Source organism: Nocardia iowensis (assembly GCF_019222765.1).
GTDB lineage: Bacteria > Actinomycetota > Actinomycetes > Mycobacteriales > Mycobacteriaceae > Nocardia > Nocardia iowensis.
In genome coordinates, this window is record NZ_CP078145.1 from 8,722,048 (window position 1) to 8,747,140 (window position 25,093).

Genomic DNA, 25,093 nt, shown 5'->3' on the forward strand with positions numbered 1-25,093 from the left:
AGAAGGCAGGGCCGTGCAGGACACTCGTGCAACCGAAAGCGATGTACCGGAGCATCGGTACAACGCGGAGCTCGCGGGCCGCATCGAACGCCGGTGGCAGCAGACGTGGGGGGAGCGCGGAACCTTTCACGCGCCGAATCCGGTCGGTCCGCTGGCCGGTGCCACGCCCGCGGACAAGCTGTTCGTGCAAGACATGTTCCCGTACCCGTCCGGTGCCGGTCTGCATGTCGGGCATCCGCTCGGCTACATCGCCACCGACGTGTTCGCGCGCTACCACCGGATGCACGGCCGCAACGTGCTGCACGCGCTCGGCTACGACGCGTTCGGCCTGCCCGCCGAGCAGTACGCGGTGCAGACGGGTGCGCACCCGCGCGACACCACCGAGGCGAACATCGCGACCATGCAGCGCCAGCTCGATCGGCTTGGCCTCGGGCATGACCGGCGCCGCTCGTTCGCGACCACCGATCCCGAGTACTACCGCTGGACCCAGTGGATTTTCCTGCGGATCTACAACGCGTGGTACGACCAGGAACTGGATCGGGCCCGCCCGATCAGCGAACTGGAAGAGCAGTTCGCCACCGGTGCCCGGCCCGCCCCCGATGGGCAGGATTGGGCGACGATGACCGCCGCGCAGCGGGCGGCCGTGGTGGACTCGTATCGCCTGGTGTACCAGACCGATTCGATGGTCAACTGGTGCCCCGGCCTCGGCACGGTGCTGTCCAACGAGGAGGTCACCGCCGAAGGCCGCAGTGAGCGCGGCAATTTCCCGGTGTTCCGTAAGCGGTTGTGGCAGTGGATGATGCGCATCACCGCCTACGCCGATCGGCTGGTCGACGATCTCGATCACCTGGACTGGCCGGACAACGTGAAGGCCATGCAGCGCAACTGGATCGGGCGCTCCCGCGGTGCGCAGGTCAAGTTCGACGCCGACGGTGAGCAAATCGAGGTCTTCACGACCCGGCCCGACACCCTCTTCGGCGCAACCTATGTCGTGCTGGCTCCCGAGCACGAGCTGGTCGACAAGCTGACCGCGGCCGGATGGCCCGAAGGCACCGATCCCCGGTGGACCAACGAAGGCGCCGCCACCCCGGCGGAGGCCGTTGCGGCCTACCGCAAGTCGATCGCGGCCAAGTCGGATCTGGAACGCCAGGAGAACAAGGAGAAGTCCGGCGTCTTCCTCGGCACCTACGCGATCAACCCGGTGAACGGCGAGTCGACGCCGATCTTCATCGCCGACTACGTGCTGAGCGGCTACGGTACCGGCGCGATCATGGCGGTGCCTGGTCACGACCAGCGCGACTGGGATTTCGCCACCGCGTTCGGCTTGCCGATCAAGGAGGTCGTGGCGGGCGGCGATCTCAGTGTCGCGGCCTACAACGGCGACGGCCCGATCGTGAACTCCGGTTACCTGGACGGGCTGTCGGTCGAGGAGGCCAAGGCGACGGTGACCGCCAGGCTGGAGGCCGACGGCCACGGCAAGGGCACCATCCAGTACAAGCTGCGCGACTGGCTGTTCGCCCGCCAGCGCTACTGGGGCGAGCCGTTCCCGATCGTCTACGACGAGGACGGCGCGCCGCACGCACTGCCGGAATCCATGCTGCCGGTGCGGCTTCCGGAGATGGACGACTTCGCCCCGGTGACCTTCGATCCGGACGACGCGGACTCCGAGCCGTCGCCGCCGCTGGCCAAGGCCACCGACTGGGTGCACGTCGAGCTGGATCTGGGCGACGGACCGAAGAAGTACCGCCGCGACACCAATGTCATGCCGAACTGGGCGGGCAGCTCCTGGTATCAGATCCGCTACGTCGACCCGACGAACTCGGAAACGTTCTGCGCCAAGGAGAACGAGGAGTACTGGCTCGGCCCACGCACCGCCGAACACGGTCAGGACGATCCCGGCGGCGTCGACCTGTACATCGGCGGCATCGAGCACGCGGTACTGCACCTGCTGTACGCGCGGTTCTGGCAGAAGGTGCTGTTCGACCTCGGCGACGTGTCGGGGTACGAGCCGTACCGGCGCCTGTTCAACCAGGGCTACATCCAGGCCTACGCCTACACCGACGCGCGCGGCGCTTACGTGCCCGCTGCCGAGGTGGTGGAGCGGGACGGCAAGTTCTTCTGGACCGACACCACCGGCACCGAGCTGGAGGTGTTCCAGGAGTACGGCAAGATCGGAAAGTCGCTGAAGAACGCGGTCTCGCCGGACGAGATGTACGACCTGTACGGCGCCGATACGTTCCGGTTCTACGAGATGGCGATGGGTCCCCTCGACTCCTCGCGTCCGTGGGCGACCAAGGATGTGGTCGGCGCACACCGGTTCCTGCAACGGATCTGGCGTCTGGTGGTCGACGAGGAGACCGGCGAGTTGCGGGTCACCGAAGCGGCCCCATCGCAGGAGACCTTGCGGTTGCTGCACAAGACGATCGCCGGTGTGGACGAGGATTTCGCGGCGCTGCGCGACAATACGGCGGGCGCGAAGCTCATCGAGCTGACCAACCACCTCACCAAGACCTACCCCGACGGCGCGCCGCGTTCGGTGGTGGAGCCGCTGGTGCTGATGCTGGCGCCGCTGTCCCCGCACATCACCGAGGAGATGTGGGAACGCCTGGGCCACACCGAATCCCTGGCACACGGCCCGTTCCCGGTGGCCGATCCCGCGCTGCTGGTGGACGAGTCGGTCGAGTACCCGATCCAGGTGAACGGCAAGGTGCGCAGCCGAATTCAGGTGCCCGCCGACGCCGACAACGCCGCGATCGAGGCGGCCGCATTGGCCGATGAGAAGATCGCGGCACTGCTGGGCGGGGCCGCCCCGCGCAAGCTGATCGTCGTCCCCGGCCGACTCGTCAACATCGTCGCGTAGTCCCCGTCCGAAGACGCCCTGCACCCGGTGAGACGGTGTGCAGGGCGTCTTCGATCAAAGCGGCTGCCCTAGCCCGACACCGGGCGAAGCACGATCTCCGTCGGATGCCCGTCCCGTGGCGTCTCGACGGCGTTGCGTACCGCCCCCGCGACAGTCTCCGCTCGAAGGAACTCCTCCGGTCGGTATTCGCGTCCCTCATGGGCGATGATCTCGCGCTGCATGTCGGTGTCGATGCGGCCGGGATGGATCGAGGTCACCCGCAGCGTCGGCTCTTCCAGCCGCAGTGCGTCGCCGAAGGCACGCAACCCGAACTTGCTCGCGGCGTACGACGCCCAGCCCGCATTGGCGCGCAGCCCGGCGCCCGAATTGATCAGCACCACATGGCCGTCCGCCGCACGCAACGCGGGCAGCAGCAGCCTGGTCAGCTCGACGACCGCGATCAGGTTGGCCTCCAATGTGTTTCGCCACTGGTCGACGGTCGACTCGGCGATGCTGCCGATATCCTGGACGCCCGCGTTGTGCACCAACACGTCCAGCCGCCGGATCGACTGGGCGGCCGCCGCCACCGCCGCATAGTCGGTCAGCGGGACCGGCCAGCCGGTCGCGTCGGGCAGCTCCTTCAGGATGTCGCGCAGCGAGTCGGCGGACCTGGCGCCGAGCAGCAGCTCGTGCGACGGCGCGAGCTCGCGGGCGATGGCGGCGCCGAGCCCGCGGCTGGCACCGGTGATCAGCGCGGTCGGCTTCGGAGAGCTGGTCACGGCATTGGTCATGAGCCCCACCGTAATAGCCTGCGAAAGCGGAGCGATGCACGCATACATCGATAGTGGAATCTCGAGCAGCGAATTACGGACGGGGCATTCGAGAGTGAGAACCGCCGAGCACGAGCCCGCCACCGGCGGGTGGGACGAGGCCGAGTCGGACACCGCCGAGCGGGCGTACTTGCGGGTGGCATCGCAGAATAGGGGGATGGCACACCCGGGTTTCACCCCGACACAGCTCGCGGCCCGCGCCGCCTACCTGCTGCGCGGCAACGACCTGGGCACGATGACCAGCGCCGCGCCGCGACTGTATCCGCACATGTGGAGCTGGGATGCCGCGTTCGTCGCGGTCGGGCTGGCCCCGTTGAGCGTGGAACGTGCCGTGATCGAGCTGGACACATTGCTGTCCGCGCAGTGGAAGAACGGGATGATCCCGCACATCGTCTTCGCCAACGGCGTCGACGGCTATTTTCCCGGCCCGGCCCGGTGGGAGTGCCGCAAGCTGGCCGCCAACGCGCCCGACGGCCCGGACACCTCCGGTATCACCCAGCCGCCGGTGCACGCCATCGCGGTGCAGCGCATCCTCGATCACTCGCGCAGACACGGCCGCAGCACCCGCGCGGTCGCCGAGGAATTCCTGAACCGCCGCTGGCCGGACCTGGTGCGCTGGCATCGCTGGCTGGCGCACGCCCGCGACCCCAAGGAAACCGGGCGGATCACGCTGTACCACGGCTGGGAATCCGGCATGGACAACTCGCCGCGCTGGGACCGTGCCTACGACAACGTGGTCCCTGGCGATCTGCCGCCGTATCGCCGCGAGGACGTGCTGGTGGTCGCCGATCCGACCCAGCGACCCAGCGACCGCGAATACGACCGCTACCTGTGGCTGGTCGAGCAGATGCGCCGGGCAGGCTACGACGACTACCAGCTGGCCTCGACGATGAGCTTCGCCGTCGAGGACGTGTTCGTCACCGGGATCTTCGCGCTGGCCTGCGAGGTGCTCGCGAATATCGGCGAGGAGTACAAGCAACCGCACGCCGACGTCCGCGACCTGTACGCGTGGGCCGACCGGTTCCGAGCGGGCGTCGTCGCGACCACCGATGCCCGCTCCGGCGCGGCCAGAGACTTCGACGTGCGGTTGCAGCGCTGGATCGGCACCGAGACGCTGTCGATGTTCGCACCGCTGCTGTGTGGCGGGCTGCCGCGCGACACCGAACGCAGCCTGCTGCGCACCTTCGAGGGGCCGCGCTTCTGTGGGCATCCGGATCTGCGCTACGCGCTGCCGCCGTCGACCTCGCCGGTATCGCGGGACTTCCGTTCCCGCGAGTACTGGCGTGGCCCGGTGTGGCCGGTGATGAGCTGGCTGTTCTCCTGGGTGTTCGCCAGGCGCGGTTGGGCGGAGCGCTCGTTCATGCTGCGCGCCGAGGGCTTGCGCCAGGCCAGCGACGGCAGCTTCGCCGAGTATTACGAGCCGTTCACCGGAGAACCGCTCGGCAGCATGCAGCAGTCGTGGACGGCCGCGTCGGTGCTCGACTGGCTCGGCTGAGCACGCGAACCAGCGGTTTGCGGCACGTCGGCTCCGCGTTCAAGTAAACGTTGCGCAACTGCCTCTTCCGCAACACTGGTCACAGTAAGAACAAATGGCTATCGTCGAACGCCATGGACAACCCTCGTTCGAGCTCGACCATCCGTCGCCGCGGTACGGCGCTGTCCCTGATCGCCCTTTCGGGCATCCTCACGGCAACCTTGTCGCCGACCGCCGCGGCCGCACCGACCGGACCTGACGTCTCGTCCTGGCAGCACATCGACGGGCGACTAATCGACTGGTTCGCGGTGCGACGCTCGGGTCATGAGTTCGCCATGGTGAAAGCCACCGAGGGCATCAGCTACATCAACCCGTACTTCGTGCCGGACAGCCTGCTGATGCGGGCGGCGGGCGTTGCCCGAGGGACCTACCACTACGCACGACCGAACCTGCCGCCGGAACCGCAAGCCGCGCTGTACGCCACGGTGGTGCTCGGCCAGAACGGGGCGCTGGATCTGCCGCCGGTGCTCGATCTGGAGACCACCGGCGGACTGCCGCCCGCCGCACTGATCGACTGGACGCGCCGGTATCTGAACACCGTGCAGGCGCTGACCGGACGGGTCCCGATCGTCTACACCTATCCGCATTTCTGGCGGACGGCGATGGCCGACACCGACGAGTTCACCCGATATCCGCTGTGGATCGCCGACTATCGGGGCAACGAGGCCCCCGAGGTGCCGGGTGGCTGGCCGACCTGGACGTTCTGGCAGACCACTGACAGCGGTGGCATCGACGGCATCGCGGGGCCAACCGACTTGAACGTATACAGCGGCGCCCAAGGCGATTTCGCACGCTTCGCCAATATGTAGGATCCGGAAAAACCGCGAAACCGCCACTCCTGCAGGTTCAGTGGCGGTTTCGCGGGACGGGCGGGGCGCGCTACGCGCCGATCCGGCCGCCGTTCTTCTTCCACACGACCGCGACCGAGGGCCTTGGCTGTGCGGTGCCACCGTCGGGCCAGTGGGACAACGGATTGTCCGGCGTGGCGTCGTCGGCCTCACCAGGATGCTGCACGCACACCAGAACGCGCGACTCGGTGACCACCGGGCCACAGGTCTCGGCGCCGCGCGGCACCGTCAGGAACTGCTTGGTCGCGCCACGATTCGCGCCGTCGAGCACCACCGAGAACAGGCCGTCGTTCGACTTCATGGCATTGCCGTCGGTGGAGATCCACAGGTTGCCGTACGGATCGAAGGCCAGGTTGTCCGGGCAGGAGATCGGGCTGACCTTCGACTTGTCGAAGCCGGCGAAGTAGGTGTCGGCGGCATTCGGGTCGCCGCAGACCAGCAGCAGCGACCAGGTGAATTCGGTGCCGGTGTGGTCGTCGTCGATCTCCAGGATCTGGCCGTTCTTGTTCAGGTTGCGCGGATTCGCCTCGTCCGGGCCCTGCTTGCCGTCCTTGCCGCGGTTGTCGTTGTTGGTCAGCGCGACATACACCTTGCCGGTGTACGGGTTGGCCTCGAAGTCCTCCGGGCGGTCCATCTTGGTGGCGCCGACCTTGTCGGCGGCCAGCCGGGTGAACACCGCGACCTCTTCCGCGCTCATGCCGTCGACCAGCGACTTGCCCTTGCCGTCCGCACCGGTTTCCAGCAGCGGAATCCATTGGCCGGTACCGGTGAAACCCTGTTCCGAGGGCTTGGCGCCGGTGCCGTCGATCTTGTCGGCGTGGTCGCCGGTGAGCTTCGCGACATACAGCGTGCCCGCGTCCAGGATGGTCAGATTGTGCCGCATGCTCGACGCACCGCTGCCCGATTGCACCTTGCGGGTGGATACGAATTTGTACATGTAGTCGAACTTTTCGTCGTCGCCGGTGTAGGAGACGACGTCACCCGACTTCGTGACGTAGATGGTGGCGCCTTCGTGCTTGAGCCGACCCATCGCGGTGTGCTTGATCGGCGTCGAGGTGGGATCCCACGGATCGACCTCGACGACGTAGCCGAAGCGGTTGGCCTCGTTGGGTTCTTGCGCCAGATCGAAACGCTTGTCGGTGCGCTCCCAGTGGTTGGGCGTCTTGCCCGCGGTGAAGCCGTAGCGCTTGATCCGTGCCGTCGCAACGGTTTCGGCCACCTTGTCGGCGTTGGCGAAGTAGCCGTTGAAGTTCTCCTCGCCGGAAAGCACCGTGCCCCACGGGGTCACGCCGCCCGCGCAGTTGGCGATAGTGCCCAGCACCTTGGTGCCGGTCGGATCGGCGGCGGTCTTGACAAGGTCGCTGCCCGCGGCCGGACCGGTGAGCTTGAACTCGGTGGTCGCGGTGATCCGCCGGTTGTACTTGCCGAAGGCGGGGGTCAGCTTGCCGGTGCCCGGCTCGCCGCGCACCTCGACCACGGTAAGCCCGTGCGCCGCCTGGGTGATCGCGATCTGCTCGTCGGTCGGGGCTTCCTTGTCGTAGCCGCGGAACATGTGCGGGCCCGTGGTGTATTCGTGATTGACCACCAGCAGGAAGGCGTTCGCCTGGCCCTCGATCGGCAGCAGCGCCGCGAAGTCGTTGTTGTAGCCGAACTGCTTGGCTTGCGCGGCGGCAGATTGCTTTTCGAAGTCGAAGGCGGGCGCATCCGCGAACAGCGGATCACCCCATCGGATCACGACGGACTGGTCGTAGCCGTCCGGAATCACGATGGCGTCCTCTTTGTTCGGCGCGACCGCGGCGAAGTCGGTGCCCGTTCCGGGCGGGCCGCTCGGCGACGGCCCGGCCGATCCGGCGTTCTCCACGTCGTCACCGCAGGCCGCGAGCACACTGCCCGCACCGACCGCGAGCACCGCCGCCGCGCCACCCTTGATCAGGCCGCGCCGATTCAGGGAGCTGACGATGTCACCGAAGTACGCACCGGCAGAGGTGTTGGGCACCTCGTGGAAGCAGGCGTTCGCGCATTTGTATTCGCAGGTCACCGAAGCACGCGCGGACTGGCCGTCGTGTTTCACGAAGAGGGCGAGGGGCTTGAGGCTCACGGCCGAACGGTAAATGATTCGGACAATCCGGAAACGACATACAGATGAACAGCTGGCCAATTAGGTAACCCTCAGTTTGCTGGCGCGGAACTCGGCACTATTGCCCAGCCCGGCGAGTGCGGCGGTGATCCAGCGGTTGGTGCCGATGCTGTCGGCCCGCTCGAACGGAACTCGAGCGGGCCGAGCACGATTCAGCCGCCGACGACGGTGGAGCAGGCGAAGGTGATGTCGAACTTCGAGGTCTTGGGGCCGGCGAGCGGATTGGTCAGATCGGCGCTGACGCCCTCACCGGTGACCTTGTAGGTGTTGCCGTCCTTGGTGAGCGTGGCCGAGCCGCCCGGCATACCGTTGCCGAAGCCGACGGCGTAGGGCTGGCCCGAGTCGCCGCCCTTGCTGCCCGCGATGCCCACCGCCTGCACGGTGTCGGTGCCGGTGATGGTGGCACTCACCGACAGGTTGCCGTAGGCGGCGTTGGCGGTGTCGGTCAGCGCGAGGGCCAGCGTGCCGCCCTGCTCGGCGCACGTCGTGGTGAACTTCGCGTCGAACGCCTTGCCGTCGACCGAGGCAGTCGACTTGCTCGACGACGCCGGATCGGCCTGCGGGGCAGGGGCCGCCGAGGAGGACTTGGCAGGGGCACTGCTGGAGTCGTCGCTGCAACCGGTGACGAAGAGCGTGGCAGCGGCGGCAGCGGCGACGAGGGTGGCGGTGACGGACTTGGTGTTCATGGTTTCTCCTAGGTTCGTGCGGCCCGGGGTGGCTGGGCCGATACGAGAAAGGTAGGAACCGTTCGCGCCCTACCGATCCCAGGTTTTTCCCGGGTCGAATCGGACAAAAGTCCGTTAACCTGGTCGGATGCGACGACCGCGCGCCATGGTGCTCGATGAGGTGTGGCGCAAGCTCGACGGCGTCGAACCGCTCAGCGGTCCGCACGGCGGGCCGTTGCGCCGCACGGTGAAGCTCATCCTCGATCCGCTGGTGATCCGGCCGGTACAGCATCCGGCGTGTGCCGGGCCGATCGTTACGGCCGACGGCGCCGTGTTGCTCGCCGCACGGGTGCACGCCGCGGCGGATGTGCTGCGCGCGACGGCGGCCTGGTTCACCGTGCTCAAACAGGTACGGCGGACGTTGCGGATCACCGAGGGGAATCCACAGGATCTGTACTTTCAGCGCTGTTTCGAGCTCGCGACAACGGCAGGCATGCCGAATCCGTTGCGGGACAAAGCGGTAGCCGAGGCGGCCTTACGCGATGTGCACGAATACGCGGCGGGCCGCACTACCCAGGCGTTGAAGGATTACGTCGCCGAACGGGCTCCGGAGCTCGCGGCACTGGTCGAAGTCGCCTGGCAACGGCGGCCGTTGACGGGTCCGCCAGGTGGCGATCACGCCGTTACACTGACCGGGTTGCTCGACGCGTGTGCCGCTGCCCGTCTAGGGCAGAGTGCGGCCAACGGGCAGGCCGAGCTGGATCGCCTCGTCGCAACCCACGCGGGTACGCACGCCGGAATACGACTGTGGCGGAATGGATCCGGTTACTCCGCAAATGGCCTCGGACTCACGGCCCACCTGGTGCCCCAGCCGCCCGCGGTCGGTGCGGGAGCTTCGAAATCCACCCTCGGCCTGCCGTTCGACCGCACCGTATACGAGCGCGTGTTCACCGCTTTGCAGACGTCCAGCGAACGCGCTGAGCTGCCGCCCATTCCTGAGTTGGTGGCGACCGAGATTGCCCGGAGTTGTTCGCCCTGGGCACTTTTGGATGAAACCCTGCGGGTAGCGGCCACGGCAGGCATCGTCCTCGCGAACGGGCTCTCGCCGATCGGGACAGCCGTACGAGGGCACCGTCCGCATCTCGGCGTGACGCGTTTGCCGCCGCGGGAAACCACCGCGCATCGAGTTATCAACAGCCGCTGGCAACGTGAGGCGTACGTACTACAGGCTCGGCGGCTGGTGGTGCGGATCGACACGGATTCACCGCCGTCCGGGCCCCTGGCCGCCATCGCCGCGGAGTTGTCCACGCCGTGGCGGCCGTACCTGCGCCGGTTGTGGGTTCGCCTGCACGGTCGGGATGTTCGCGAGTTCTCGGTGTCGGATCCGGACGAACTTTGGGATCTACTCGACGGGGTGGCGCGCTCGGTCATCCTCGACCACCGGACGCGCGTCAAGCAGGCGCTGAGTGTCATTGCGGCCGAACCGGACTCGACGGAATCGAGGGCGAGCTGATGAACGACACGGTGCGGATTCGGCGGGCTGCCGACGGGCTGTGGATCATCGCGCCCGACGGTGCGCCGACCGTCCTCGATGGTGCGGCGGGGAGCGATGTGCTGGTGTTGGAGGTGGCGGGCGGGCATCTGACCTGGCAGCTATTCGGTGGACAGACCATTCCGGCGGCCGTCATCGATGACGTGCAGCTCGCGCAAGAGTGGCTTTGGGCCGTCTTCGGCGAAGAGATCGCGCTGGCGGTCGATGCGGGTGGCACCGGCGAATTCGGTGTCGTCCCCGGCTTGCCGGAGCTCGTCGCGAGCGCGTGGCGGCTCGGGTACGCGCACTGGGCGGCACGGTGGTGGCCTGCGTCGATCATCGATGGCATCGCGCCACTGGACGAGCGGTTGCTGCTGGACGAGATCGCCGCGCTGTCCGGGGAATGCGAGATGCTCGTCGACGGCGCCGATGCGTCCTTCGTAGCGCAGACCGGCCAACTGCCGGGTATCCGAGGCCGCACCGACGACTATGCCCTCGCCGCGGGCCCGGCGACTTCCGTGCCGAGTGGCGTCTTGGTGCTGGCCAGAGGCACCGGTGGATGGGATTGGCGCCATTGCCCACCAGGGCTGCTCGATGCGTCCGACAACGCTGTGTCGTGGGCCGTGGTGCGGGGTGCGGGAACCACGACGGTGCTGGTGCGGGTGGTCGCCGCACCTCAGCTGCGTGGCGACGTGCCGCGGCATCTGCTCCCACACGCGCTGGTACGGACGGCCGCCGGAACGATCGAGGCAACGCTGGCGCTCGACGGTGATGCGTGGACCACGGAGGTCACCGCGCCCGTCGGGGCGGAATCCGGCGTGGCCGTGCAGGTTTCCGTCCCGGGCGTCGGCGTCGAGGACAGCGCCGAAAGTAGCGGCCCGGACAATCGGCAGCGGGTGCGCGAATTTGCCGCCCTACGCCTGAGTCGCGCGACCGAAACGCCCGATAACCTCGCTGACGCGCCTTTGCTCGCCGAAATGGCAGCTGCCGCATCGGATTCGGATTTCTGACATGGACGAGGAAACAGCCGCTGACGGCCGTGCGCAGCTCGCCGCGGGTGCCGACGCGTACACCCGCGGTGATACTGCCGAAGCGCTGCGCATCTTCGAGGACGCCGCTCGGACCACCACCGGCGATGTCCGCCTCGGCGCCATCGTCAACGCGGCGAGCATGGCCGACGAACTCGGCGACCACGCCAGATCGCTGAGCCTGTATCGCGAGGCACTCGCCGCCATGCCCGCGGACGCGCCCCGGCTACGCCCCAACGCGCTGGTCAACATGTCGCAGGCATTGCAGCACCTCGGCGAGCTCGACGCGGCCCAGGACGCATTGCAGCAGGCGCGCGAATTGCTCGCCGACAGCACCGATCAGGGCGTCCTGCGGGTGTCCTGTCTGCTGTCGTTGACCGCCGTCGCGCTGCATCGCCAGCACTGGGCGGATGCCGCCGAACTCGCCACCGAATCGCTCGACGCGGCACGGCGGTTCGCGCCACAGCTGGCCGGACATCCGCTGATGAACCTGGCCGCCACGTTTTTCGAGACCGGACGCCGTGACCTCGCCGTTGACTTCGGCCAGCAGGCCCTCGCCGCGTTCGAGGCGGCGGGCGACCGCAATGCCGTCGCCGAGACCCAGCAGAATCTCGCCACCATGCTGGTTCGCCTCGATCGCTTCGACGAGGCGGAAGCGCCGCTGCACGCCAGCCAGCAGTACTTCGAGCAGGCCGGACTCGGCTACCGTGCCGGAATCGGCCTCAAGACAATGGCTTTCCTCGCCGAAGGCCGCGAGGATCTCGAGCAGGCCAAGGCCCTCTACATCCGGAGCCTGGCGTACTTCGTCGAGTCCTGCGCGGTGCTGGACGCCGCCGACCTGCGCATGCGTCTGGCCACGGTGGCCTTCAAGACCGGGCAGTACGAGGAATGCGAAGCGTTGCTTGCCGAGGCGTTCGACGCCTACACCGAACGCGGTCTCGGCTTGCACTGCGCCCAGCTCGATTTCTGGCATGCGACGCTGCTGGAAGGCGCTGTCGCCGCAGAGGACTCGCCTTCCGCCGAGTTGCTCGCGCGCGCGGTCGACCTGGCCGTTCCGGCAGCGCTCGCCATCGACGCGGTGCGCTACACCCTGCCCAACGGTAGCCAGCGCGACCAATGGCACCGCAAGATCGCCGACCCCGCCATGCGATTGGCCTTTCGGTTCGCCTACCTGGCGGGCGATGGCCTGCTCCTCGCCGACTTGATCGAAACACAGTGTGCGGGTACGACATTGAACATCGATAGATCCGACGACGGCCGCGCCGGTCGGCTGCCACTCGAACTCCTCGACCCGCCGCCCGAACTCGCCCAGCATCCCGGAGCCGCCGCACTCCAACTGGGCGCGGCGCTGGCCGAGGTCGCGGCGGGCGCGGGCCTTCCGGTCTCGCCGCCGCCACGTCTCGCACTCGCCGCGGAGGGCCGGATCGCGCTGGCGCCGTATATCGCCGCCGCCGAACAACGCTATGGCCGGGTGATCCGAGACAGCCGGGTGCTGACGATATGACGCAGGGGCAACCGACCGCCGTGCTGCGCATGGCGGATGCGGGAGATCTGTACATGTCCTGGCGGTGGGCCGGGGACACCATGCAACGGGGCGCCGCCATGCTGCCGGGCGAACCGGTGCTCGCGGCCGTGCGGCGACTGTCCGACGCGTTACCGCACCCGGCCGAACCCGGTGGGCTCGAACGAGCCATGACGACCGGTGCGTTCGCCGATCATGACACCGAGTGCCTTGTTGCCCAGTCGCTTTCGCGCGCGCTGCTGCCCTACGGCCTGGCCGCGCAGCTGTACGAGCTGTATCAGCGTGGCATCCGCCCGCACATCCGACTGCAACCGTCGCCGCGGGCGGCGCAGGTCCCGTGGGAGCTCATCGCGCCAAGCCCGGACCTGCGCCTGATCGACATCGCGGACGTCAGCCTGCTTGCCCCGGCCAGCCTCGTGCACGCACCAGGACGCACCGCGCGCAGCTGGGCCGAGACGCACAGCGCACCCGTCGTCGCCGTGCTCGACCCCCGCATCCCCGGCTTCCGCGCCGACTCGATCCTCGGCTCGGTACTCGGTCGCATGCGGGCGGATGCCCCACTTGCCCAACGGATTGCCGACTACGCCGCACAGGAACGCCTGCTGCCCGCGGTGCTGGACCCGACGGAGGCCTTCCGCCGGACCGATACCGACCGCACCTGGCTGAGCGCATCGCTATGCGCTGGCGCGAGCCGCCTGATCTACGTCGGCCACGTCACCGCCGCATCCCCGGAGTCCGGTCAGAGCGAGGACGCCGAACTCCACTTGGCCTGCACTGCCGACACGCTCGGCTTCGCCGTGCCGACCCGCACTCATCGCCCGTTGTCCGCCAAGGACTTTCTGCTCGGCACCCACACCCGCACCGCAGAACCCACTGATGGCCGCGACCTTTGGCCGTTGCCGAGCCGAGTGGCCCTGATCGCCTGCGAGAGCGGCGGCGACATGCGCTTCACCGAGGCGCTCGGCCTGACCGCGGCCATGATCAGCGGCGGCGCCGAACTGGTGACGGCCAGCCGCTGGCCACTGCCCACCGACCTCGCTTTCCACCGCATCGCGGGCGCGCCACCGGACGCTTATCCCCTGCAACAGGCCATTTGCGCCATCGACGCGGCACACGAACAACCTGACCCGGTCGCCGTGCTCGCCGATTGGCAACGCGAACGACTGACCGCCTGGCGCACCGAGCGCACCATCGAACACTCGCCGCTACTGTGGTCGGCCTTCGCCACCGTGCGCACGTAGGCCTCAGCCACGGGAGTTGCGCACCACCGTCGGATGCACACCGAGCAGATCGAGCATCTCGGAGATCGACATCGCCCTGAACTCGGTCGAACCCGCGTAGCCCGGCCGCGCCGCGTCCGCCAGCTCGGCGTACAGATGCAATCGCTCATAGTCGGCCATCGACATGATCACCGCCACTTCGGTGCCGCCGTCGGTGATGATCGCGTCTTCGCCGGTTGCTACCACGTCGCGGATGACGGCGCCGATGTCCGAGGACAGCTCGTGCAGATTGCGCGTATTCGTGTTGGGCATGCTCCGCATTCGGAGCGGCGCGCCCTTTTGGATCGGCGTGTCACCGTCTCGTTAGCATCACGTACGGTGCGCGAGCAGATGCTGCATAATCAGCCGGGTCGATTCCTCGGGTGCCTGCTCGGGAATCCAGTGCGACACTTCTTCGAGCATTTCGAATCGATAGGGGCCGGTCACGTATTTCTCGGTGGCCAAGGCCGCCGCGGAGCCGATGGTGCTGTCCTCGGTGCTCCACACGTACAGCGTCGGCACCGTCACCGGCGCGGTCGGCCCGGACAGGTGCATGGCCCGGTACCAATTCAGCGCCGCGGTCAGCGCTTCCGGCTGGGCGAGCCGCTCGACGTAGTCATCGATGCGCTCTTCCGGGATCTTCCATTCGAATATTTTCCGGAGCCCGGCCGCGTTGTCCATGAGCAGCTCCCGCTCGGCCACCCGCGGCCTGCGCAGCAGCGAAAAGTATTGCGACCGTTGCGCCTGATCCTCGTCCTCGGTCATCGCCCGCCGGAAGGCAGCGGGATGCGGCACCGACACCGCGGTGAAACTGCGTATCCGCTCCGGCATCTCCGCCGCTGCCGCCCAGCCGACGTGGGCCCCCCAGTCGTGCCCGACCAGATCGAACCGCTGCCAACCCAATTGGTCGGCGATCGCCGCGACATCGCCGACCAATTCATCGAGCCGATAGTCGACGACCTGCGAGGGCCGCACCCCTGCCGAATATCCCCGCTGATCAGGCGCTACCACGCGACACCCACCGCCGCCGAGCGCATGGAGCTGGAACTCCCACTCGATGGCCGCCTCCGGAAACCCGTGCAGCAGCATGACTTCACGTCCGCCGACATCCCCGCAGGCCAACGCATCGAACGTCCCCGCAGCGGTGGGAATCTCTATCGCCTCGATCACGCAGGTGACTCTAGAACCTCACACCGACCATTCAGTGCTCGTCGTAATGCCCGTCGTGCGCGGCGTGGCGGTGGCCGTCGTGGATGTAGTCGACGTGGTCGCCGTGCTGGACGGCGTCGTGCCCGCAATTGTCGCCGTGCACGTGCGCGTGGTCGGTGTGCTCGGTGTGGCCGCTCGGCTCGCACTCGTCGTAGTGACCGTCGTGCTCGCGATGCAGGTGCCCGTCGTGCGCGTAGTCGATATGGTCACCGTGCTCGATCGCCGGGTGCCCGCAGCCGGGGCCGTGGGCGTGGTCGTGCTCGGTGTGCTGCATGTGCGCCGTTGTCATCAGATCTCCCTCTTTCCTAGCGTGGACAGATGGATTTGTGAGCGACAACACATTAGCAGATGCGCATCAATAAAGTTAACTAAGGGTGTGCTACAGCACCTGGGAGAGGAAGCGCTGTAGGCGCGGCGTCGACGCGTTGTCGAACAGCGCGTCAGGCGTGCCCGTCTCGACGACCTGACCCTCGTCCATGAACACCACGCTGTCGGAAACCGTTCGGGCGAAACCCATTTCGTGGGTCACCACGATCATCGACATGCCACCGGAAGCCAGGTCGGCCATCAGCGCGAGCACGCCCTTGACGAGCTCCGGATCCAGTGCCGAGGTGGCCTCGTCGAAGAACATCACCTCCGGCTTCATGGCCAGCGCGCGGGCGATCGCGACCCGTTGCTGCTGGCCACCGGACAGGTTCGCGGGCCGCGTATCGACCTTGTCGGACAGCCCGACGATCTCCAGCTGCTCCACCGCGACCGCCCGCGCCTCCTCCTTGGACAGTCCGCGCAGCTTGCGCGGGCCGAGCGAGACATTGTCGACCACGCTCTTGTGCGGGAACAGGTTGAAATGCTGGAACACCATGCCGATGCGCTGGCGCAGCTTGTCCGGGTCCTCGGTGAGCACGGACTTGCCGTCGAGCAGCACATCGCCCTGGTCCGGCTCGTACAGGCGGTTGAGCACGCGCAGCAACGTCGACTTGCCGGAGCCGGACGGGCCGATGACCGTGGTGGTCTTGCCCGCGTCGACGTGGATGTCGATGCCCCGCAGCACGTGGTTGTGCCCGAGAGTCAGGTGCAGTCCGGTTGCGGTGAGGGAGGCACTCATGCCTCCACCTCGCTGGCGCTCGGTTCCGGCATGATCGCCTCCTGGCGCTGTGTTTTCGATTCCCTCGCTCCGCTCGCTCATGGTCTATCCGCGCCCTTCCGTGATCGTGGCGGCCTCGAGCGGATCGATCGGCTTGTCCGGCCGTCCGGTGCGCATGCGGCGATCGATGTAGTTCACCAGGTGGGTGAGCGGGATGGTCAACAGCAGATAGACCAGGCCCGCGGCCACCAGCGGGGAGAGGTTTCCGGTCTGCGCGTTGAGGTCGCGACCGACCGCGAACAGTTCGCGCTGGGTGGCGAGCAGGCCGAGGAAGTAGATCAGCGAGGAGTCCTTGATCAGCGCGATGAACTGATTCATCAGTGCGGGCAGCACCCGCCGGACGCCCTGCGGAATGACCACCAGGGTCATTGCCTGCCGGTAGCCGAAGCCGATGGCGCGGGCCGCCTCCAACTGACCGGGCTCGACGGACTGGATACCCGAACGGAAGATCTCGCCGATATAGGCCGATGCCAGCAATGCCAGCGCTACCGCGCCGAGCCAGTACGGGTTGTTACCGGTCACATTGCGGGCCACCGGGCCGATGCCGAGGCCGATCAACAGGATGATCACCACAGCGGGCAGGCCGCGGAAGATGTCGGTGTAGACCCGGGCCGGCCAGCGCAGCCAGCGGGTCCGCGCGATGCCCGCCACCGCGAGCAGCATGCCCAGGACGGTGCCGAGCACACCCGAAACCACCGCCAGGATCAGGGTATTCGGCAAACCCGTTTTGAGCAGGTCGGGAAAGGCCTTGCGGTACAACGACCAATCGAAGAACGTGTCCTTCAATTGTTGCAGCGTGGATTTCGGCGCGTTCTGCACGGCGGCTTCCGGCTGATGTTCCGCGGCAAGGGCAGCGAAGTCCGGCAGCTGCGGCAGCGGCGCGGCCTTGGAACCCGGCTTCCAGCCCGGCGGCAGTTCCCTCGGCACCCAGTCGCTGTACAGCTTGGCGTAGGTGCCGTCCTCGATCACCGCGTCGAGGCCGCTGTTGAGTGCGTCGATCAGCGGCTGGTTGGTCTTGGCGACCGCCCAGCCGACGAAGTTGTCCAGGCTGAAGGTGTTCTGCACCACCGCGGTTCCATCGCCCGGCTTGATCGCGCCCTCCGCCTGCGCCGACGGTGCCACCCAGGCGTCGACCTGGCCGGACTTCAGGTTGGCGTAGGCGGTGTTGTAGTCGGGGAACTTCACCGGATCCAGATGCAGCGTGTTGACCACGTACTCGTCCTGCACCGTGCCCTGCACAACCGCGATCCTGGTGCCCCGGTTCAAGTCCGAAAAGCCTTTGATGGCACTGCTGTTGGGGGCGACGAGGGAGAAGTAGCCGAAGTCGTAGCCATTGGTGAAGCCGACCAGCTGGCGGCGCGCGTCGGTGGTGGTGATGCTCGACGAGCCGACGTCGAAGCGGTTGCCCGCCACCTGGGCCAGCAGGCCGGCGAACTCGGTGCCCGAGAACTCCACCTGCAAGCCCAGTTTCGTGGCGATGGCCTTCAGCAGTTCATTGTCGAAACCAGTGAACGAGCCCTGCCCGTTCACGCAGATGCTCGGCGGCGCGTCCGACAGCGTGCCGACGCTGAGCTTGCCCGGCGTGATCAGCCCGAGCTTCGAGGTATCGATCGAGGTCAGCGGTGCGGTGGTCGCGGTGGTGTATTTGTCCGTGCCCGCGGACTGCGCGGAAGCCAGGTTCGTCGGCGCGGGCGATGCCGCGCTCACTCCCGGCGGCGCACACAGATCGCGCGCCGACGACGCATCATCGGAGCCGGAACCGCACGCCGTGGCCGCGAGACCGACAGCAAGCAATATCACGGCGATCAACGCACGAGACCGCACAGCGGGCAGACCAGCCATGATGAAGAACCCTAGCCGCGCCCGAGTGCTAACCCGCAGCTACCCCAGCGGCCGCGCACCGCCACCTGGGCCATGACAAGTCGGACCAGCAACGCCCTAGTTCGGATCACCGTGATCCGAACTCGGCGTCGCCGGGGCACATCGCGCCCGGCAATCCAGGTCAGCCAGGATTCAGGCGAGTCCGCTCACCGGTTCCGGGTTCACCTCGTCGCGCCAGCGCACCGCCTGCTCGACCTCACTCAGGTCGTATCCCGGGCCGCTGACGCCGACGGTGAACAGGGACACACCGGCGTCGACGAAGGCCGGGGCCTTCTCGATACCTGGCCACGGCACCGAGCGCTCGATCTGGGACAGGTCGGTGCCGACGGCGGCGCAGTGGTCGGCGAGCACCTTGTTCTTGTGCGCGAGCGCGTCGAGGTCGGCGAAGCTGTGCCACAGGTCGGCGTACTCGGCGACCAGGCGCAAGGTCTTCTTCTCGCCACCGCCGCCGATGAGGATCGGGATGTCCCGGGTCGGCTGCGGGTTCAGCTTCTTCAGCCGGGCGCTGAGCCGGGCCATGTTGTCCTTCAGCAGAGCGAGCCTGGTGCCCGGCGTGCCGAACTCGTAGCCGTATTCGTTGTAGTCCTTCTCGAACCAGCCCGCGCCGATGCCGAGGATGAGGCGGCCGTTGCTGATGTGGTCCACGGTGCGCGCCATATCGGCGAGCAACTCGGGGTTGCGGTAGCCGCCGCCGGTGACCAGCGCACCGATCTCCACCCGTTCGGTCTGCTCGGCGAAGGCGCCGAGCATGGTCCAGCATTCGAAGTGCGCGCCGTCGGAGTCACCGGAGAGTGGGTAGAAGTGGTCCCAGTTGAAGACGATGTCGACACCCGCGTCCTCGGCCCGCAGCACCGCGTCACGAATGAGTCCGTACTTGGGTGCGTGCTGAGGTTGTAGCTGTACTCCTATACGAACGGCTCGACTCATGGATGACTCCTCGTCGCTGCGGATTGACTTCCCTGATCGAGGCTACCGGCGCGGCCGAAATCCAGCCCGGCGATTCGGCGGGGGCGGATCGCGTTCTGATCTGCGATGTCGGGATATGCCGGGCGACAGGCGATTCCGCGTCCGGGGGCGCGCGAGCCCAACGCCACCCGAGTACGACCATCTTGCGCGCGAACTCGAGCAATTCGAGCGGAAATCGAGCAGACATAGTAATGTCGCCGGTCAACCCTTACTCGGATCGTCCGGCACGTTCCTGCCGGTGATGGGATGTGATTTTGTCATGGCCACGGTGACCTTCGACCGCGCTACCCGGCTCTACGCCGGATCGACCAAACCCGCTGTCGACCAGTTGAATCTGGAGATCCAAGACGGCGAATTCCTCGTTCTCGTCGGCCCGTCGGGCTGCGGAAAGTCCACCTCGCTGCGCATGCTGGCCGGTCTAGAGGACGTCAGCGACGGGCGGATCCTGATCGGCTCGAAAGACGTGACACACGCCGAGCCGAAGGAACGCGATATCGCGATGGTGTTCCAGAACTACGCGCTCTACCCGCACATGACCGTCGCCGAGAACATGGGCTTCGCGCTGAAACTGGCCAAGGTCGCCAAGGCGGAGACACAGAAGCGGGTGCAGGAGGCGGCGAAGCTGCTCGACCTGGAGCCGTACCTGGATCGCAAGCCGAAGGCACTGTCCGGCGGTCAGCGTCAGCGCGTCGCGATGGGCCGGGCGATCGTGCGCCAGCCGCAGGTGTTCCTGATGGACGAGCCGCTGTCCAACCTGGACGCGAAGCTGCGGGTGCAGACCCGCACCCAGATCGCGCAGCTGCAGCGCAGGCTCGGCACCACCACCGTGTACGTCACGCACGACCAGGTCGAGGCGATGACCATGGGCGACCGCGTCGCGGTGCTCAAGGACGGTCTGCTGCAGCAGTGCGCGACGCCGCGCGACCTGTACCAGGATCCGGTCAACGTGTTCGTCGCCGGATTCATGGGCTCGCCCGCGATGAACCTGTTCACGCTCCCGGTCTCGAACGGCACCGTCTCGCTCGGCGGCCACGAACTACCGCTGCCGCGCTCGGTCATCGACGCCGCCGAGGGCTCGGTGTCGGTCGGCATTCGCCCCGAGCACTTCGAGCTCGACGGCGCGGCCTCCGGCATCGAAATGGAAGTCGACGTAGTCGAGGAACTCGGCTCCGACGCCTACATCTACGGCCGCACCACCTCCGAAGGCAACGCCGTCGGCGAAACCATTGTGGCCCGCGCGGATTGGCGCAACCCGCCCGCCAAGGGCACCCGGTTGCGCCTCTCCACCGACCCCACCCACACCTACTTCTTCTCCGCCCAAGACGGCCGCCGCCTGAACTGAAAGCCGTTCAGCTGCATAGCTTCTGATGTGGCGCACAGCGAATGGCTGTGCGCCACATTCCTTCGACCCCGAGAAGAGCACGCTCACGCGGACCCTGCAGGATTGCTGACTTCGGCGCCGGCGATCACTGTCCGTCGGTGAGTGGGTCCTATCGGTTACGGCTGAGCTGGCCGGACTTCGCTTGCCTTGCGGTACTTTCCATGTCGGCCTTCGCCAACGGTCCATGTCACCGGCATGCCCGGTGTGATGCGTCGTTCGTCGCCCTGGTATTGCCAGAGGGAGAACCATACGTCGCCGGACGTACTAGCGATGAGACCGTCGTAGCTGTGAGGGAGCCACCAGCGGACCACCCCGTCGAGGCTCGGATCGGGATTGCTCGCCGTTTTGACCTGTCCGTACGGTATCGAGCCGCCAGGGCCGTGCCATCCGTCGTCGGTGGGAAGCAACGGCTGGTCCCCACCCTCCGGGTCGGCGGGCCAAATCTTTCCGCTACGAGCCAGGACGTCGTCTTGGATTCCCCGGGCCAGTCTGCACGCCACACCGCTGGGGGTGTGCTCGCCAGGGGCACAGCCAACGAGGACGTTCAAGGCCGGGACGGTGAATTCGATCCACCACGCCGGTGGGGAAGGTTGGCTGCGGAGATGCTCGGGGATAGTTTCGTCGATGTGCACCTCGAAGCCGAGAGCCGACTCGATGTCGGCCGCCAGCAGGTCGGCGCCTAGCCTCGATATCTCCTGATCCATATAGCTATCCTGCCGAATAGGGGACGGTGCAACGGTTGATAGGGGTCACGTACAGAACGTTGCCAGCGGCGTGGGAGGCGATTACTTGGATTTCGTCCCCCGACTCGTATACGTAACGCCCGTCTTGATACCGAGGAATCGTCATGTGCAGGTTGTCGTCCTTGTGCCGCGCTTCCGTCAGCAAAGTCTTACCGTTGATCCGTATCTGGTAGTCGTACCTGCCGGGAATATGGGCTGTGTTGTTGATGAACATGGCCCATGCGATGTTGCCGATAGAGTCCGCTCCCGCTGGCCTGGTGTCCACTTCGACTCTGCCCCAGTTGGTCGTGACTCTGTAATTGGTGCACGGCTGGTAGTCGGCCTGTGCGACTCCAGAGGCCTGCACACCCGTGATCATCAGGATCGTCGATACCACTGCAAAGAAAAGTATTCGACTGAATCGGCCCCCCGGCCTCGACGTGACTGCCCGGGTCCGGTCAGCGCCGCGGTCAGTCGGAAAAGCCGATGTCGCACAGTCGTTTCCGCGATTGCGAGTGCGATCGCGGGTCCATTCACTGAATCCGGCAGAGCGGCCGAGATGGGTCGCCTGTGCGGCCAGACCGGCCGTGCGGGAAAGGTTCATGACGTGTCCCCCTGGTGTTCTGGCCTGTCAACAGCTCCAGCGCAGGCCCGAAACTCGTTTTGTCACAGGGTTAGACGGCAGGCCCCGCTGATCGGTTCCCAGTTTCGGAGAATTTTTCCGGACCGGAGCACAGTCAATTCGGTGTTCACCTCCCTGCCCATCTGAGGTGTTCATAGGTAGGCTCGCCGCCTGGTACGACGTCGTCGATCCGAACGGGACGCGGTGACGAACCATTGACTGCCCTGGACTTTTGTCCGGAGATGTCCGTCTACCGATCGGAGAGATGCCAGGCTCTGCGCCGCCGACCACGCTGAGGACGGTCTGGCCGCCGGTAGCATTGCCCGCTATCGGTGTTCAGATACAGCGGAGTGTCGCGCAGTGAATCGTGGTCGGATTACACTGCGGCGCATTGCTATTGGGTGTTTCGACCCTTGGCTTTGCGGGCGCGGATGACGTCGAGGTATTCGTCGTTGACGCGAACACCGAGTTCTTCGAGGGCGATCTCGCGGCCCGATCCGCTGCGAACCTGCACGCGGACGGGGGCGCCGGTGGATTCTTCGACCAGGAGCAGGGGGGCGGGGCCCGGCTGGAGATAGGCGTCGCCCCACTGCATGAGGGCGAGGACGGCGGGGAGCAGGTCGCGGCCCATGGTGGTGAGCACGTATTCGTGGCGGGTGCGTTTGCCCTCTTCTTGATAGGGCTGTTTGGCGAGCAGGCCCGCTTCGGTGAGTTTGCGGAGCTGGGTGGCCGCGGCCGCGTCGGTGATGCCGACCCGCTGCGCGAAGCCGTCGAACCGGGTGGTGCCGTAGTACGCCTCGCGCAGGATGAGGATCGCCGAGCGGGTGCCCACCAGCTCGAGCGCCTTGGCGATCGAGCAGTCCACGGGCTGCCACGAGCTCAGATCGGCCAACGGCCCTTCCATCACTGCTGCCATGACCAACATCATAGCCGAGCTGACTTGCCTCAAGTATTGCCAGGTGTAACCTGACTATGTGTTGATAGAGCCAGGCACGGCCGCCGGGCTCTCGGTCCGAAAGGAAGCACCATGAGAGACGCGGTGATTGTCGAGGCGGTACGCACCCCGATCGGCAAGGGCAAGCCGAACGGCGCACTGCACGACATCAATGCGGTGGACCTGCTCGCGCACAGCCTGAACGAGGTGGTGCAGCGCAGCGGCATCGACCCCGCGCTGATCGACGACGTGATCGGCGGCATCGTCACCCAGGTCGGCGAGCAGGGCGCCAATATGACACGGCGGGCGGCACTCGCGGCCGGTTACCCCGAATCCGTGCCCGCGACCACGGTGGATCGGCAGTGCGGCAGCAGCCAGCAGGCGATCCACTTCGCCGCCCAGGGCGTGATCTCCGGGGCCTACGACATCGTCGTAGCCGCCGGTGTCGAATCGATGGGGCGGATCCCCATGGGCGCCAACCTGATCGGCTCCGAAGACTTCTCCGGCGTCGGCTTCGCCGAGCGTTACCCGGAAGGCCTGGTGCCGCAAGGGATCAGCGCCGAGTTGATCGCCGCCAAGTGGGGATTGACCCGCACACAACTGGACGAGTTCGCCCTCGGTAGCCACGAAAAAGCCGCGCTGGCAACGAAAAACGGCTTGTTCGCCAACGAGCTCGCACCGATCAACGGGCTGACCACCGACGAAGGAATCCGGGTCGGCAGCACCCTCGACACCCTCGCCAAGCTGCGGCCCGCCTACTACGACGAGGCCATGGCTGCTCGCTTCCCGCAGATCGGCTGGGAGATCACCGCGGCAACCGCGAGCCAGGTCAGCGACGGCAGCGCGGCGGTGCTGATCATGACCAGCGAGCGCGCGCAGGAGCTCGGGCTGAAGCCGCTGGCCCGGCTGCACAGCTTCGCCGTCGCGGCCGACGATCCGCTGCTGATGCTCACCGCGGTGATCCCGGCGACCCGGAAGGTGTTGCAGCGTGCCGGACTTCAGCTGTCCGACATCGATCTGGTGGAGATCAACGAGGCGTTCTCCCCGGTGGTGCTCGCCTGGGCGCACGACACCGGCGCCGACCTGACCAAGGTGAACGTCAACGGCGGCGCGATCGCCCTCGGGCACCCGCTCGGTGCCTCCGGTGCCCGGCTGGCCACCACGCTGGTGCATGCGATGCAGGATCGCGGCGCACGCTACGGCCTGCAAACCATGTGCGAGGCAGGCGGTTTGTCGAACGCGATGATTCTCGAACGCGTCTGACAGGTCCTGACGCGGTACCTGCTGTGGGGTGGGTACCGCGTCAGACCGAGGCGAGCACCAGCGCGATCAGAAAGCCCACCAGCCAGGATTCGATGATCAACGGCACCGCGATCAGCGGCGTCCAGGCGATCGGCGTTCGGTTGCGCAGCTTTCCCACCATCAGCACGACCGCCCAGATCAGCGACGCGGCGATGCCGGTCCAGGCGAGGGTCTGCGCCACCGCCAGATACCGCGCTCCCTGCGTATCCCGCGCCACCAACTCGTAGAGCGTCACGAAAGACGCGGCGAACAAGGCGAATACGATCGCGATCAACGAACCCAGCACCGCGCGTGCCAGGTTCGGCAACTGGTCCCACGCCATACCCCCAGAATGACGCAAGGATCATCGACCGGCAGGCCGACTCACGGCCGGGGGTAGACCTCCGAGGCCAGTACCGCCCCGCCGACGAACGTGGCGACGATCAGCACCATGGCCAGCACCGGCCAGTACCACATGTACCAGCGCTTGACCGCGGCCACGATGATCATCACCAGCGAGCCGAGCAAGGCGAGCGCGGTCCCGCCCCAGGACACCGCAAAGGCCGCCACCAGGTAGCCCTCACGACATTTGTTCGGTGAACACGGATCGGTGGCGAAGGCGAAGAAGACGGTGAAGTACGCCGCGACCAGGCCCAGCGCCGCCGTGCAGGCGTACAACACCAGGGCAAGCACCAGATCCCAGGTCCGCGTCCGCGGCTGCCCGTAGGCAGTGGTGCCGTAGCAGGTCATGAATTGAGCA

23 protein-coding genes are annotated in these 25,093 nt (G+C 66.9%); 9 read left to right on the top strand and 14 right to left on the bottom strand.

What is annotated here, in order from left to right:
- Positions 1-13 precede the first annotated feature (13 nt).
- Positions 14-2,860, top strand: a complete 2,847-nt coding sequence (leuS, locus tag KV110_RS40300) for a leucine--tRNA ligase (RefSeq protein ID WP_218472334.1) — start codon at positions 14-16, stop codon at positions 2,858-2,860.
- Positions 2,861-2,928: 68 nt separating this feature from the next.
- Here the strand turns inward: leuS and KV110_RS40305 are convergent, their stop codons facing one another.
- On the bottom strand, positions 2,929-3,630 hold the full coding sequence (locus KV110_RS40305) for an SDR family oxidoreductase (protein WP_218472335.1): 702 nt from the start codon (positions 3,628-3,630) through the stop codon (positions 2,929-2,931).
- 196 nt (positions 3,631-3,826) lie between these two features.
- On the opposite strand from KV110_RS40305, the gene ggh reads away from it, so the two are divergent.
- Both ggh and KV110_RS40315 read left to right on the top strand, forming a co-directional pair.
- Complete coding sequence (gene ggh / locus KV110_RS40310; RefSeq protein WP_218472336.1) at positions 3,827-5,164, top strand: glucosylglycerate hydrolase; 1,338 nt, start codon at positions 3,827-3,829, stop codon at positions 5,162-5,164.
- Between the two features lie 113 nt (positions 5,165-5,277).
- Positions 5,278-6,012 (top strand): glycoside hydrolase family 25 protein, encoded by a 735-nt coding sequence (locus KV110_RS40315; RefSeq protein ID WP_218472337.1) that lies wholly within the window; start codon positions 5,278-5,280, stop codon positions 6,010-6,012.
- A gap of 70 nt (positions 6,013-6,082) precedes the next feature.
- Here KV110_RS40315 and KV110_RS40320 read toward each other — a convergent pair whose 3' ends face one another.
- A complete protein-coding gene (locus KV110_RS40320) occupies positions 6,083-8,149 on the bottom strand; it encodes a PhoX family protein (RefSeq protein WP_218472338.1) in 2,067 nt (688 codons plus the stop codon).
- A gap of 191 nt (positions 8,150-8,340) precedes the next feature.
- Entirely contained in the window at positions 8,341-8,874 is a 534-nt protein-coding gene (locus tag KV110_RS40325; RefSeq protein WP_218472339.1) for a lipoprotein LpqH, read from the bottom strand.
- Between the two features lie 145 nt (positions 8,875-9,019).
- On the opposite strand from KV110_RS40325, the gene KV110_RS40330 reads away from it, so the two are divergent.
- From KV110_RS40330 to KV110_RS40345, 4 genes are read left to right on the top strand one after another with little or no spacing between them, the layout of a single operon-like run.
- A complete protein-coding gene (locus KV110_RS40330; RefSeq protein ID WP_218479483.1) occupies positions 9,020-10,366 on the top strand; it encodes a hypothetical protein in 1,347 nt (448 codons plus the stop codon).
- Positions 10,366-11,394, top strand: coding sequence for a hypothetical protein (locus KV110_RS40335; protein WP_246634253.1), 1,029 nt, complete (start codon positions 10,366-10,368; stop codon positions 11,392-11,394). The genes KV110_RS40330 and KV110_RS40335 overlap by 1 nt, the downstream gene beginning before the upstream one ends.
- 1 nt (position 11,395) lies before the next feature.
- A complete protein-coding gene (locus KV110_RS40340) occupies positions 11,396-12,916 on the top strand; it encodes a tetratricopeptide repeat protein (RefSeq protein WP_218472340.1) in 1,521 nt (506 codons plus the stop codon).
- Positions 12,913-14,175, top strand: coding sequence for a CHAT domain-containing protein (locus tag KV110_RS40345; protein ID WP_218472341.1), 1,263 nt, complete (start codon positions 12,913-12,915; stop codon positions 14,173-14,175). Before KV110_RS40340 ends, KV110_RS40345 begins: the two co-directional genes overlap by 4 nt.
- Before the next feature lie 3 nt (positions 14,176-14,178).
- Here KV110_RS40345 and KV110_RS40350 read toward each other — a convergent pair whose 3' ends face one another.
- From KV110_RS40350 to KV110_RS40375, 6 genes are all read right to left on the bottom strand, one after another.
- On the bottom strand, positions 14,179-14,466 hold the full coding sequence (locus tag KV110_RS40350) for a type II toxin-antitoxin system Phd/YefM family antitoxin (RefSeq protein ID WP_218472342.1): 288 nt from the start codon (positions 14,464-14,466) through the stop codon (positions 14,179-14,181).
- Positions 14,467-14,523: 57 nt separating this feature from the next.
- Complete coding sequence (locus KV110_RS40355) at positions 14,524-15,363, bottom strand: alpha/beta fold hydrolase (protein ID WP_246634254.1); 840 nt, start codon at positions 15,361-15,363, stop codon at positions 14,524-14,526.
- Between the two features lie 31 nt (positions 15,364-15,394).
- The gene (locus KV110_RS40360) at positions 15,395-15,691 is read right to left on the bottom strand and encodes a hypothetical protein (RefSeq protein WP_218472343.1); all 297 of its coding nucleotides are present in this window, start codon (positions 15,689-15,691) and stop codon (positions 15,395-15,397) included.
- 90 nt (positions 15,692-15,781) lie between these two features.
- Positions 15,782-16,507 (bottom strand): amino acid ABC transporter ATP-binding protein, encoded by a 726-nt coding sequence (locus KV110_RS40365; protein WP_218472344.1) that lies wholly within the window; start codon positions 16,505-16,507, stop codon positions 15,782-15,784.
- 84 nt (positions 16,508-16,591) lie between these two features.
- A complete protein-coding gene (locus KV110_RS40370; protein ID WP_218472345.1) occupies positions 16,592-18,388 on the bottom strand; it encodes an ABC transporter substrate-binding protein/permease in 1,797 nt (598 codons plus the stop codon).
- Positions 18,389-18,559: 171 nt separating this feature from the next.
- On the bottom strand, positions 18,560-19,354 hold the full coding sequence (locus tag KV110_RS40375) for an LLM class F420-dependent oxidoreductase (RefSeq protein ID WP_218472346.1): 795 nt from the start codon (positions 19,352-19,354) through the stop codon (positions 18,560-18,562).
- A gap of 298 nt (positions 19,355-19,652) precedes the next feature.
- On the opposite strand from KV110_RS40375, the gene KV110_RS40380 reads away from it, so the two are divergent.
- Positions 19,653-20,735, top strand: coding sequence for an ABC transporter ATP-binding protein (locus tag KV110_RS40380; protein ID WP_218472347.1), 1,083 nt, complete (start codon positions 19,653-19,655; stop codon positions 20,733-20,735).
- Between the two features lie 155 nt (positions 20,736-20,890).
- Here KV110_RS40380 and KV110_RS40385 read toward each other — a convergent pair whose 3' ends face one another.
- From KV110_RS40385 to KV110_RS40395, 3 genes are all read right to left on the bottom strand, one after another.
- Positions 20,891-21,478, bottom strand: coding sequence for a hypothetical protein (locus tag KV110_RS40385; RefSeq protein ID WP_218472348.1), 588 nt, complete (start codon positions 21,476-21,478; stop codon positions 20,891-20,893).
- Between the two features lie 4 nt (positions 21,479-21,482).
- Positions 21,483-22,100: a hypothetical protein gene (locus tag KV110_RS40390; protein WP_218472349.1), complete on the bottom strand. Its 618-nt coding sequence runs from the start codon at positions 22,098-22,100 to the stop codon at positions 21,483-21,485.
- 412 nt (positions 22,101-22,512) lie between these two features.
- Complete coding sequence (locus KV110_RS40395; RefSeq protein WP_218472350.1) at positions 22,513-23,046, bottom strand: winged helix-turn-helix transcriptional regulator; 534 nt, start codon at positions 23,044-23,046, stop codon at positions 22,513-22,515.
- 99 nt (positions 23,047-23,145) lie between these two features.
- Here KV110_RS40395 and KV110_RS40400 point away from each other — a divergent pair, with 99 nt between their 5' ends.
- Positions 23,146-24,315, top strand: coding sequence for a thiolase family protein (locus tag KV110_RS40400; protein WP_218472351.1), 1,170 nt, complete (start codon positions 23,146-23,148; stop codon positions 24,313-24,315).
- Between the two features lie 40 nt (positions 24,316-24,355).
- On the opposite strand, the gene KV110_RS40405 is transcribed toward KV110_RS40400, so the two are convergent.
- Both KV110_RS40405 and KV110_RS40410 read right to left on the bottom strand, forming a co-directional pair.
- Positions 24,356-24,676: a hypothetical protein gene (locus tag KV110_RS40405; RefSeq protein ID WP_218472352.1), complete on the bottom strand. Its 321-nt coding sequence runs from the start codon at positions 24,674-24,676 to the stop codon at positions 24,356-24,358.
- 41 nt (positions 24,677-24,717) lie between these two features.
- Entirely contained in the window at positions 24,718-25,083 is a 366-nt protein-coding gene (locus KV110_RS40410) for a hypothetical protein (RefSeq protein WP_218472353.1), read from the bottom strand.
- Positions 25,084-25,093 lie beyond the last annotated feature (10 nt).